Origin of the sequence: Curtobacterium sp. VKM Ac-2861 (genome assembly GCF_013204965.1) — a bacterium.
In the GTDB taxonomy this organism is placed as follows: Bacteria; Actinomycetota; Actinomycetes; order Actinomycetales; family Microbacteriaceae; genus Curtobacterium.
On record NZ_JABMLA010000004.1, the window covers coordinates 183,025 to 194,553 of the forward strand.

The 11,529-nt window shown below is 70.6% G+C and carries 10 protein-coding genes; 8 read left to right on the forward strand and 2 right to left on the reverse strand.

Translation table 11 applies throughout. The features are described from left to right. Positions 1-162 precede the first annotated feature (162 nt). Both HQQ88_RS11810 and HQQ88_RS11815 read right to left on the reverse strand, forming a co-directional pair. Positions 163-723 (reverse strand): YceI family protein, encoded by a 561-nt coding sequence (locus tag HQQ88_RS11810; RefSeq protein WP_111086826.1) that lies wholly within the window; start codon positions 721-723, stop codon positions 163-165. 109 nt (positions 724-832) lie between these two features. Beyond that, positions 833-1,765: a hypothetical protein gene (locus HQQ88_RS11815; protein ID WP_173169538.1), complete on the reverse strand. Its 933-nt coding sequence runs from the start codon at positions 1,763-1,765 to the stop codon at positions 833-835. A gap of 492 nt (positions 1,766-2,257) precedes the next feature. On the opposite strand from HQQ88_RS11815, the gene HQQ88_RS11820 reads away from it, so the two are divergent. From HQQ88_RS11820 to HQQ88_RS11855, 8 genes are all read left to right on the forward strand, one after another. Beyond that, complete coding sequence (locus tag HQQ88_RS11820; protein ID WP_131845390.1) at positions 2,258-3,262, forward strand: aldo/keto reductase family protein; 1,005 nt, start codon at positions 2,258-2,260, stop codon at positions 3,260-3,262. A gap of 265 nt (positions 3,263-3,527) precedes the next feature. Then, complete coding sequence (locus HQQ88_RS11825; protein WP_235036072.1) at positions 3,528-3,998, forward strand: GtrA family protein; 471 nt, start codon at positions 3,528-3,530, stop codon at positions 3,996-3,998. Continuing rightward, positions 3,995-5,539, forward strand: coding sequence for a glycosyltransferase family 2 protein (locus tag HQQ88_RS11830; protein WP_173169539.1), 1,545 nt, complete (start codon positions 3,995-3,997; stop codon positions 5,537-5,539). Before HQQ88_RS11825 ends, HQQ88_RS11830 begins: the two co-directional genes overlap by 4 nt. Then, positions 5,536-7,524, forward strand: coding sequence for a glycosyltransferase family 39 protein (locus HQQ88_RS11835; protein ID WP_132099623.1), 1,989 nt, complete (start codon positions 5,536-5,538; stop codon positions 7,522-7,524). The genes HQQ88_RS11830 and HQQ88_RS11835 overlap by 4 nt, the downstream gene beginning before the upstream one ends. Positions 7,525-7,763: 239 nt before the next feature. Continuing rightward, positions 7,764-8,585 (forward strand): DUF4397 domain-containing protein, encoded by an 822-nt coding sequence (locus HQQ88_RS11840; protein ID WP_123294030.1) that lies wholly within the window; start codon positions 7,764-7,766, stop codon positions 8,583-8,585. Between the two features lie 101 nt (positions 8,586-8,686). After that, positions 8,687-9,841, forward strand: coding sequence for a glycosyl hydrolase family 8 (locus HQQ88_RS11845; protein WP_131921632.1), 1,155 nt, complete (start codon positions 8,687-8,689; stop codon positions 9,839-9,841). Beyond that, positions 9,838-10,548, forward strand: coding sequence for a class F sortase (locus HQQ88_RS11850; protein ID WP_173169540.1), 711 nt, complete (start codon positions 9,838-9,840; stop codon positions 10,546-10,548). The genes HQQ88_RS11845 and HQQ88_RS11850 overlap by 4 nt, the downstream gene beginning before the upstream one ends. A gap of 45 nt (positions 10,549-10,593) precedes the next feature. Then, positions 10,594-11,388 carry a polyprenol monophosphomannose synthase gene (locus HQQ88_RS11855; protein ID WP_123294027.1) on the forward strand — a complete coding sequence of 265 codons (795 nt, stop codon included), beginning with the start codon at positions 10,594-10,596 and terminating at the stop codon, positions 11,386-11,388. Positions 11,389-11,529 lie beyond the last annotated feature (141 nt).

The window sequence follows — 11,529 nt, forward strand, 5'->3', positions numbered from 1 at the left end:
CGCGTCGCAGCGGGCGGCGGGCGGCGGGCAGCGGGCACGCTCGGCCGCCCGAAGCACCGCGGGGACGACGAACGCCCCGGCTCCGTGGGGAGCCGGGGCGCGTGTCTCGGGTTCGGGTGGTGCTGTTCGGTGCCTTCAGTCAGGCAGCGAGTCCGAAGGGACTCAGGCCGCCTGGAGCACGAACTGGACGTCGAGGTTGATCGTCACGTCGTTGCCGAGGGTGAAGCCACCGGCCTCGAGCGCTGCGTTCCAGTTCACGCCGAACTCGGTGCGGTCGATCTTCGTGGTCGCCTCGGCGCCGAACTTGACCTGGCCGTAGCCGTCGGTCGTGAAGCCACCGAGCTCGGCCTTGAGGACGACGGGCTTGGTGACGCCGCGCAGGGTCAGGTCGCCAGCGATGTGCAGGTCGTCGCCCTTGGCCTCGATGCTCGTCGAGCGGAAGGTGAGCTGCGGGTGCTCCTCGGTGAGGAAGAAGTCGCTCGTCTTCAGGTGCTGGTCGCGCTGCTCCTGGCCGGTGTTGATCGACGCGACGTCGATGTTCGCCTCGACGGTCGACTCGAGGGGGTTCTCGGCGGTGACGACGGTGGCGTCGAACGTCTCGAACTTGCCCTTGACCTTGCTGATGGCGAGGTGGCGGACCGAGAAGGTGACCTCGGAGTGGGTGGGGTCGATCTTCCAGGTGCCGGTCTGGTAGCCGGGGATGGTCGTGGCGGTGAGCGTCATGGTGGTCCTTCTTCCGAACGAGAGTCTGTGGTGCGACGCGATCCATGCGCCTGCATCAACCTGATACTACGCCAGTGTGCACCCTTTTGGTTGAAGCGTCAACCATTGTTCACCGAAGCGTCGCGAAGCGGTGGTCGTGCGGTGCGCTGAGCCCGGCCTGCAGGAGGCGTCTCACACGCTGTACGAATCGATCGACACCTCGGCCGACGTCGTCCGCCGTGGCTCGGACCAACCACCAGTCCACGTCCTTCAAGTGCTCGCCGCGGGTGAGGTCCTTCCGGAAGGTGGCCGGGTCGGTGCGGTGGAGATCGCTCTCGTACTCGATCGCCACCCGTGCTGCGGGGTAGGCGAGGTCCACGCACGCGATCCACCTGCCGTCCACGATCACGTCGTGGTTCAGGGCGGGTTCCGGGAGTCCCTGGCGGACGAGGGTCAGCCGTGCCCTGGTCTCACCCGGGGAACGAGAACCCGGCCTGATCTCGGCGAGAGCGTGGCGCAGCTTCACGACGCCCCGGAGCCCGCGCCGCCGGCCGACTGCCAGGATCAGCTCGTCGAGGGTCGCCCATCCGAGCCACCCGACGAGGGCGTCACCCGCGATGATCAGTTCGTCGAGCGTCAACATCGTGCTCAGCGCGACGAACGTGTCCGCTGGCGTCGTCAGACGCACACCTCGGCAGGTGGTCGCACGGACCCTGCCGAGGTGGGCGCGGTGTCCGACGGCGCCGCGGACGCGAAGCGCCTGATCGACCCCGATCGTCGTGACGTGGAGCCGCGGCGAGCCCTCGAGCCGGCGGGGGAGCGGGATGCCGAGGATCGCGGCGGCCGTGACGTGGCTGAACACCTGGTCGGGGCGCAGCCGGGGAGCCAGCGCGCGGGCGCGTTCGTCGACGGTTCGCGGCGGAACCGCGGATCGGGTGCCGTGGAACGGGCGAACGAGGTCACGTGCCTCGAGGCGGCCGCGGGACACCCCTCGATGCAGTGCGTCACGGACGCGGAACGAGGCGTCCCGCAGCGCCAACGGGAGTCGGCGTCTGGCGGTCATCTCCACATCGTGGAGCCGAGCGGGCGCGACGGTGGCGAGTCGTGCCTCCAGTGTGGACGGCCCGCGATCCTGGCGCCCCTGTGGAGGAATCGCGCCGCGGCCGAGCGGGCGAAACACCGGGGTCCGGCTGCGTGGCGACCGCGGCATTTCGCCCGCTCGCGGGGGCGCCCGACGGCGCGGACCGCAGCGCTGCCCGCCCGGCCGGTCAGCGCAGCGGTCGGGACCGCGGCGACGGCGTCAGCCCGCCCATCGCGGCGAGGCTCCCGCGGTCGCGACCTCAGCGACGACGCGAGCGGGCGTATTGGCCGGGTGTCGCCGTCGGGCACGCTGGCATTTCGCCCGCTCGCGGGACGGGATCCACCCTCGCGAGATCCGCGCTCGCGGCGGCCGACCGCACCGCACCCCGCTACCCACCCCCGCCCCACCCCGCGGCGGGCGGCAGGCACTCGCGGGGCCCCTCACGTGTCGGCGGGCTCCAGTAGCGTCGGGACCATGGAATTCAGGTACCTGGGCAACTCCGGACTCAAGATCTCCGAGATCACCTACGGCAACTGGCTGACGCACGGCTCGCAGGTCGAGAACGACGTCGCCTCCCAGTGCGTGCGGGCAGCGCTCGACGCCGGCATCACCACGTTCGACACCGCGGACACGTACGCCAACACCGCCGCCGAGACCGTCCTCGGCGAAGCACTCAAGGGCGAGCGGCGTGCGGGGCTCGAGGTCTTCACGAAGGTCTACTGGCCCACCGGCCCCAAGCAGCACAACGACGTCGGACTCTCCCGCAAGCACATCCTCGAGTCGATCAACGGCTCGCTGACCCGCCTGCAGACCGACTACGTCGACCTCTACCAGGCGCACCGCTACGACCACGAGACCCCCCTCGAAGAGACCATGCAGGCCTTCGCGGACGTCGTCCGCCAGGGCAAGGCGCTCTACATCGGCGTCAGCGAGTGGAACGCCGAGCAGATCCGCGCCGGCGCCGCGCTGGCGAAGGAGCTCGGGTTCCAGCTCATCTCGAACCAGCCGCAGTACTCGATGCTGTGGCGGGTCATCGAGGGTGAGGTCGTCCCCGCCTCGAAGCAGCTCGGCCTGTCGCAGATCGTCTGGTCGCCCATCGCGCAGGGCGTGCTGACCGGCAAGTACAAGCCGGGTCAGCCCCTGCCCGAGGGTTCACGTGCCACGGACGAGAAGGGCGGCGCGGACATGATCAAGCGGTTCATGCGCGACGAGGTCCTCGAGGCCGTGCAGCGCCTGCAGCCCGTCGCCGACCAGGCTGGCCTCACGCTCGCGCAGCTCGCGATCGCGTGGACGCTGCAGAACGACAACGTCGCCAGCGCCATCGTCGGCGCGTCGCGTCCGGAGCAGGTCACCGACAACGTCAAGGCCGCGGGCGTCACGCTCGATGCCGACGCGCTCGCCGCCATCGACGAGGCGCTGGGTGACCTCCCGGAGCGCGACGCGGCCAAGACCGTGTCCCCGGCGCAGCGTCCCGCCTGAGACGCGACCCACCATCGGACGGGAGGCCCGTGGCGACGCCGCCACGGGCCTCCCGTCCGCTTTCCTGGCCACCTGCACAGACCGGTCCGGTCTGCACAGACCGTCCGTCTGTACCCCGTGTGAACAGCACGTGTCGTGGAACTGGCAGAGGCCTGGGTAAGCCCGTACCCCACCCAAACCGCAGTCGCGTTACCCCCGAATCGGGGGCATGACCCGAACTGATACCCCCGTTCTGGTGTCACCCGACACCGGTACGGTGCCGACCGTGCGACCCGGCACGGTCTCGCGCCTGCTCGCCACCGCGAGGCAACTCGCGTCGTTCGGCACGATCGGTGCCGTCTGCTTCGTCATCGATCTGGGCATCTACAACCTGCTGCGCGCCACCGTCATGCCCGACGGTCCCATCGCCGCGAAGATCGTGTCGGCCGTCGTGGCGACCGCCGTGGCGTGGATCGGCAACCGCTTCATCACGTTCCGCGCCGAGCGCCAGACCGGCCGCCGCGAGACCGTGCGCGAGGGGCTGCTCTTCGCTGCCACGAACCTGATCGGGCTCGGCATCGCCGCGGCCTGCCTGTTCGTCTCGCACTACGTCCTCGGGTTCACCTCGACCCTCGCCGACAACGTCGCCGGCAACGGCGTCGGCCTCGTGCTCGGAACCGCCTTCCGGTTCGCCGCGTACAAGGCCCTCGTCTTCCGTTCCACCGATGCTCGTCGCACGAAGGGCCTCGCCGCATGACCATCTCCGCCACGCTGCTGACGGCCGCAGGGCCGCTGCTCCAGCCGAACGAGGGGACTGCTCCGTCGAGCGTCCCGAACCGAGGGACCACCGACGTCCCGACCGGAGGCTCCGGTGCCGTCCAGCAGGCCGCGTGGTCGCTGGGTGAGTGGATCGGCTACTCCGCGCTCATCGCGATCTCCGTGCTGCTCACGATCGTCGCGCTGACGACGCTCTGGTGGATGCTGCACGCCTGGCGCTCGCGGGACGCGCTGAAGTCGACGAGCTTCAGCCAGACCCCGCGCCCGGCCGCGCACCGCTTCACCCTGCTGGTGCCCGGGCGGCACGAGCAGGAGGTCATGGGCCAGACGCTCGACATGCTCGCGAAGCAGGACCACCCCGACTTCGAGATCATCGCGATCGTCGGTGAGGACGACCCGGAGACGGATGCCGTCGTGCGCGCCGCCGCAGCCCGCCACCCCGAGCTGATCCGGGTGGTCGTCGACGACACCCTGCCGAAGAACAAGCCGAAGGCGATGAACCTGGCGCTGCAGTACGCGACCGGTGACGTCGTCGGCGTGTTCGACGCCGAGGACGAGGTCTACCCGCACCTGCTCACCCTGGTGGACTCGCGGTTCCAGGAGACCGGCGCCGACGTCGTGCAGGGCGGCGTCCAGCTGATGAACTTCAAGTCCAGCTGGTGGTCGCTCCGGAACGTCCTGGAGTACTACTTCTGGTTCCGCTCGCGCCTGCACTTCCACGCCGGCTCGAAGTTCATCCCGCTCGGCGGCAACACCGTCTTCGTGACGAAGGAACGGCTCGACTGGTCGAACGGCTGGGACGCGCACTGCCTCGCCGAGGACTGCGAGCTCGGCGTTCGCCTGTCCGCCGACGGCGCGAAGGTCGTCGTCGCGTACAGCCCCGAGGCCGTCACCCGCGAGGAGACCCCGCCGACCTTCGCCTCGCTGCTCAAGCAGCGGACGCGCTGGAACCAGGGCTTCCTGCAGGTGCTCGGCAAGGGGGAGTGGAAGAAGCTGCCGTCGTTCCGTCAGCGCTTCTTCGCCCGGTACATGCTGACCATGCCGTTCATCCAGGCGGCCACCGGTCTGCTCATCCCGCTCAGCGTCCTGATGATCCTGTTCGTCAAGGTGCCGACGGCGATCGCCCTGGTGTCGTTCATCCCGGTGGCACCGACGCTCATGCTGCTGGCCGTCGAGGTCGTCGGCCTCAACGAGTTCGGTCGCATCTACAAGGAGAAGGTCCGGTTCCGCGACTACGTGAAGCTCGTGCTCGGTCTCGTGCCGTACCAGATCTTCCTCGCCGCAGCAGCCGTCCGAGCAGTCGTCCGCCACGCCAAGGGGCAGAACGGCTGGGAGAAGACGGAGCACACGGGCCAGCACCGGAACGCCGAGCAGCCCGCCGAGGTCGTCGGCTTCGCGTCGGAGTTGACCGGGTCCGGGTCCGGGTCCGCGGGCGCGACGTCTTCGTCGTCTTCGTCTTCGTCTTCGTCTTCGTCTTCCGAGCGTGAGCTCGCCGGCACGACCACAGGAGGGACCCGATGACCGCCAGCATCACCAACACCACCGGCATCCCGATCCGCGGTGCCGTCGCGGGGAACCACACCGGCATCGGCGCCTGGTTCCGCCGGCACGCCGCGAGCCTGACGTGGCTGCTGCCCGTCGTCGCCGTCACCGTCATCGTGCAGGCCTGGAACATGTCCGGCACCCCGCAGCGGATCGACGACGAGGGTACGTACACGGCGCAGGCCTGGGCGATCATGCACCTCGGCGAGATCACGCACTACACGTACTGGTACGACCACCCGCCACTCGGCTGGATCCAGATCGCTGGCTACACCGGTCTGACCGGGGCGTTCGCGCGCTACCCGTTCGCCGTCGAGGCAGGCCGCGAGGCGATGGTCTTCTTCTCCGCCGTCTCGAGCATCCTGCTGTTCGTCCTGGCCCGCCGCCTCGGTGCCGGCCGCATCACCGCTGCCGCAGCCGGACTCGTCTTCGCGCTGTCGCCGCTCGCCCTGCAGTACCACCGCACGGTCTACATCGACAACGTCGCGACGCCGTGGTTGCTCGCCGCGTTCGTCCTCGTGCTGAGCCGTCGCCAGCAACTCGCCGGGTTCGCCGGCGCCGCTGCGTGCCTCGGCATCGCGGTGCTCTCCAAGGAGACGTACCTGCTCGCCCTGCCGTTCCTCATCTGGATGGCGATCCGTCGCGCCGACAAGAGCACCCGCCGGTACACGCTGAGCGTCGCCGGGGCCGTCCTCGTCATCATCGGCGGCGGGTACCTGCTGCTGGCCGCGGTCAAGGGCGAGCTGCTGCCGAGCAGCGGTCGGGTCAGCCTGTTCGAGGGCATCACCTACCAGCTCGGCTCGCGCTCGGCATCGGGTTCGCTGTTCGACCCGGGCAGCCTGGCCAACGCCGCCGCGTCGCAGTGGTGGGCGCTCGACCCGGTGTTCATCGTGCTCGGCTCGGCCGCCGCGGTCGTCGGGCTCTTCATGCGACGGGTCCGTCCGATCGCCGCGATGCTCGTCTTCCTGCTCGCGATGATGTTCCGCCCGAACGGGTACCTGCCGGTGCCGTACGTCATCATGCTCATCCCCTTCGCCGCCCTGCTGGTCGCCTACACGGCCGAGCGTGCCGTCCTGGCGATCGCCGGTCGGGTCCGCACCCGTACCCGCCTCGGCGCCGGGACCCGTCGTGGTCTCGGCATCACCTGGGCCGTCACCACCGCGGTCGCGCTCGTCGTGGCGGTGCCGCTCTGGGGAACACAGCTGCGCGGCTTCGTCCTGGGCAACCTCGACCTGCCGATGCAGCAGGCCGAGCAGTGGGTCGGGGACAACGTCTCGAAGTCCTCCCGACTGCTGGTGGACGACGCCATGTGGGTCGACCTCGTCGAGGACGGCTTCGCCCGGAACAACGTGGTCTGGTACTACAAGCTCGACACCGACGGAGCCGTGGAGCGGCAGTCGCCCAACGGGTGGAAGGACTCGGACTACGTCATCACGACGGACTCCATGCGGACCGGCGGCAACTCGTCGTCCGACATCCGCCAGGCGATCGAGAACTCGACGGCCGTCGCGACCTTTGGGTCCGGTGACCAGCAGGTCGAGGTCCGACGCATCCACGCCGAGGGATCGACGGCCGCACAGACCGCGATCACTCGGGCCAGCGACCTGCGGAAGACCATGGGCACCGAGCTGGCGTCGAACCCGGCGCTCCGGGCCGACGACGGCACGAAGTCGCAGTTCCGTGCGGGTCAGGTCGACTCGCGAGCGATGATCGCGCTCGGCCAGGTGCTCGCCGACCAGGACGTCCGCGTCGACCGGTTCACCCCGCTCACGGGCGAGACCGGGCAGCCGTTCCGCACCGCCGTCCTGCACACGAGCGACGCTGCCTCGGCGGAGCGCGTGGCCGCCACCCTCGAGGCGATGCCCGATTCGTTCCGGCCGGCGTCGGTCGAGCGTGAGGGTGAACGCCTCACCGTCACCTACACCCCGGCGGACCCGACCACGACCGCGACGAGCGCCTCGTGACCCGCCGCCCCGCCGCCCCGTCCGCCGAGCGGGCGAAATGCCAGGGTGCTCCGGGCGCCGACCCCGGCATTTCGCCCGCTCGCGGGGCGGCTCGCACCACCCGCACACGCGGGATCGCCGAGCGGGCGAAATGCCAGGGTGCTCCGGGCGCCGACCCCGGCATTTCGCCCGCTCGCGGGGCGGCCCGCAGCACCACCGCACACAACTCGACCAGCACCACGACCCGAAGGAGCACGACCATGACCGCACACACCCAGCGACGCCGCACCGTCGTCGTCGGCGCACTCGCAGCGACCCTCGTCGCCGCGACCGTCGGACTTGCAGCACCCCAGACCGCGTCCGCCGCGACCGCCGACGAGGGCTGGCTCCGCGTCGGCCACCTCTCGCCCGACACCAAGGGCGTCGACGTCGAACTGTCCAGCCTGTCCGGCGGCAAGACGATCTTCGAGCTCGACGACGTCACGTACGGCCAGGTCAGCAAGTACCAGGAGCTCCCGGTCGGCACCTACGTGCTGTCGATGCGGGCCTCGGACGCCCCGGACTCGACGCCGGTGATCTCCACCGACGTCAAGGTCGACAAGGGCGACGCGAGCACGGTCGTCGCGTACGGCAAGAACACCGACCTCAAGACGACGGCGTTCACCGACGACCTGCAGCAGCCCGGTGACGGCAAGGCGAAGCTCCGGCTGGTCCAGGCCGCCACCACGGCGAAGCAGGTCGACGTGAGCACCTCCGAGGGCACCGCCATCGCCGAGGGCGCGAAGTTCGGCACCGCCACCAAGTACGCCACCGTCGACTCCGGCAAGTGGACGCTCGACGTCTCGGGCAGCGGCCAGCAGGGCACCGCCAGCGTCGACCTCGCGGGCAACACGGTCTCCACCCTGTTCGTCCTCGACGACAGCAAGGGCGACCTGACGGTCGTGCCGGTCACGGACGCCGCAGCCACCGCCGCGACGCCGACCGGCGGCGTGCAGACGGGTGGCGGCGGCGCAGCCGCCGACCGTCCGATGACGGAGGCCGTCCACACGGCCATCGCAGCGCTCCGCTCGCTGTACCGCTGACGCCCTGGCCGGGAGGCACGGATCGCGTGCGCCGACACGCTCGCGTGATCCCGGCCTCCCGTCCAGTGCCATCGTCACCATCCACGGAAAGGCAGGCCAGCATGACCCGCAGGACCTGGATACCCGTCACCGCCGCAGCGGCGGTGGTCGTCGCCGTCGGCGTCGCGCTCATCGCGGTTCGCCCGTGGGGGCAGGACACCGAGGCCTCGAGCGGCTCGGTCGCCACCCCGACCTCGACCAGCGCGCCCGACGCGGCACGCTCCCCGAAGGAGCTCCGCACGGAGTTCCTCGACCGGTACGTGCAGGACGGCCGCGTCGTCCGCACCGACCAGGGCGACGACACCGTCAGCGAGGGACAGGCCTACGGGCTGCTCATCGCCTTCGCGAACGGTGACCGCGACCGGTTCGACGACATCTGGAAGTGGACGAAGACGCACATGCTGACCGACGACGACCTGCTCGCCTGGCGTTGGACGCCCGACGACGGTGTCGCCGACGAGCAGCCGGCCAGTGACGCCGACCTCGACGCCGCGCGGGCCCTGGTGCTCGCTGGCGACGCGTGGGGCGAGGACCGGTACACGGCAGCCGGCAAGCGCATCGCCTCGGCGATCCTGGAACACGAGACCGCGACCACGGAACTCGGCACGATCCTGCTGCCCGGGCCGTGGGCGGACTCCGAGCCGTACCGGTACAACGCCTCGTACGCGTCGCCGGCAGCCTTCGCGGTGCTGGCGAAGGCAACGGGCGACGACCGCTGGACCGCGCTGAACCGTGGATCGCGCGCCGCGACCGCGGCAGTGCTCGACGAGTCGCAGCTGCCGAGCGACTGGTCGCAGGTGCACGCCGACGGCACCGTCGACCCGATGCCCGCCACCGGTGGGGACCAGCGCGTGCTGTACGGCTACGACGCGATGCGGACGCCCGTCCGCTACGCCGAGGCCTGCTCCGCCGACGACCGCGCCCTGGCCGGGTCGCTCGCCCCGACCCTGCGTCGGACGACGCAGCTCGCGGCGCAGCTCGACCTGGGCGGCACCGCCGTGACCGGGGACACGAACGCCCTGGCGTACACCGCCCGGGCCGCCGCCGAGTACGCGGCCGGTTCCTCCGGTGCGGCCGCCGACGACCTGGAGCGGGCCGACCGGACGGCTGCCACCACGCCGACCTACTACGGGGACGCCTGGGCCGCCCTCGGTTCGACCATGCTCACCTCTGACGTGCTCGGCGGCTGCGCGACGACGGCCGGAGGGGCATCGTGACCGGCCGACGGTCCGCCGGGCGTGGTTCGGTGTTCGGACGTCGTGGCGTGGTGATCGGGGCTGTGCTGGCCGCGGTCGTCGTGGGCGGCGGCGTCACCGGTGTGGCGCTCGCGTCGACCGTCGGCAGCGACGGGTCGGACGGTCGGGCCGGTGCGGCGCCGTCGAGTTCGGCGTCGGCTTCGGCTTCGGCTTCTGCTTCTGCTTCTGCAGGGTCGGGCATCGAGGGGTTCCAGGACCCGGCCGTACCCGCTGCCCGATCCGCGGCGACCCCCGTCAGCGTCTCGATCCCCGCGATCGGCGTGCAGTCGAACCTCGAGGACCTGCACCGCGGCACGGCCGGCGAACTCGACCCGCCCGTCGACTGGGACAGCGCCGGGTGGTTCAGCGACGGCATCGTCCCCGGTGAGGTCGGCCCGGCAGTCATCGCCGGCCACGTCGACAGCCCGACGAGCGCCGCCGTGTTCTTCCGGCTCGACGAACTGGTCGCCGGCGACGAGATCCACGTCGCGATGTCCGACGGCAGCACCCGCACCTTCACCGTCGACCGCTCGGAACGCGCCGCCAAGTCGGCGTTCCCGACGAGCGACGTCTACGGCACCACCCCGACCCCCCAGCTCCGACTGATCACCTGCGACGGCGTGTTCGACACCGCCACCGGGCACTACACGGACAATCTGATCGTGTTCGCAGACCTCTCGTCGGACTGACCCAAACACCGACCGATACATTCGATGTGGAGCACGAGGAGCACCATGAGCGAGACCCTGGTCATCATCCCGACCTACGACGAGGCGGAGAACGTCCGTCCCATCGTCGAGCGCACGCTCGCCGCCACGGACGAGAACGTCCACGTGCTGGTCGTCGACGACAACTCGCCGGACGGCACCGGTGACATCGCCGATGCCATCGCCCGTGAGACCGACCGCGTGCACGTCATGCACCGCACGGTGAAGGACGGTCTCGGCGGCGCGTACCTGTCCGGGTTCGCCTGGGGCCTCGAGCACGGCTACGCCAAGCTCGTCGAGATGGACGCCGACGGCTCGCACCACCCCGAGTACCTGCCGTGGATGCTCGAGCTCGCGGACACGAACGACCTCGTGCTCGGGTCCCGCTGGATCAAGGGCGGCAAGGTCGAGAACTGGCCCTGGTACCGCGAACTGCTCTCCCGCGGCGGCAACCTCTACACGCGCCTGGCCCTCGGCATCGCGGTTCGCGACGCCACCGGCGGGTTCCGGGTCTTCACCTCGCGGGCGTTCGAGCGGATCGACCTGGCCGGCGTCGCGTCGAAGGGCTACTGCTTCCAGGTCGACCTGTGCTGGCGTGCCCTCGAGGCCGGTCTGCGCGTCGTCGAGACCCCGATCACGTTCACCGAGCGCGAGTTCGGCGTCTCGAAGATGAGCGGCAACATCGTGCGCGAGAGCCTGGCCCTCGTGACGAAGTGGGGCATCGACCGCCGCATCCGCGAGACCCGTTCCCTGGTCAAGGACCACCGGAAGCTGCCGTCCGTGCGCACCAACGCGCACGCCGTGGCCGACCACGCAGCCTGATCCGCTGGGTCGGGGTCGGCGCTCGGCGTCGGCGTTCGGCCCCCGGCGTCGGTACCGCGAAAGCGACAGTGTCCCGCGAACTGTTCGCGGGACACTGTCGCTTTCGCGGATCGGCCGCCCGTGGGCAAGCCCGGCCTGCCC

Coding starts and splice junctions, on each gene's coding strand:
- HQQ88_RS11810 (WP_111086826.1), bottom strand. CDS start 723: ATGACGCTCACCGCCACGACCATCCCCGGCTACCAGACCGGCACCTGG.
- HQQ88_RS11815 (WP_173169538.1), bottom strand. CDS start 1,765: ATGACCGCCAGACGCCGACTCCCGTTGGCGCTGCGGGACGCCTCGTTC.
- HQQ88_RS11820 (WP_131845390.1), top strand. CDS start 2,258: ATGGAATTCAGGTACCTGGGCAACTCCGGACTCAAGATCTCCGAGATC.
- HQQ88_RS11830 (WP_173169539.1), top strand. CDS start 3,995: ATGACCATCTCCGCCACGCTGCTGACGGCCGCAGGGCCGCTGCTCCAG.
- HQQ88_RS11835 (WP_132099623.1), top strand. CDS start 5,536: ATGACCGCCAGCATCACCAACACCACCGGCATCCCGATCCGCGGTGCC.
- HQQ88_RS11840 (WP_123294030.1), top strand. CDS start 7,764: ATGACCGCACACACCCAGCGACGCCGCACCGTCGTCGTCGGCGCACTC.
- HQQ88_RS11845 (WP_131921632.1), top strand. CDS start 8,687: ATGACCCGCAGGACCTGGATACCCGTCACCGCCGCAGCGGCGGTGGTC.
- HQQ88_RS11855 (WP_123294027.1), top strand. CDS start 10,594: ATGAGCGAGACCCTGGTCATCATCCCGACCTACGACGAGGCGGAGAAC.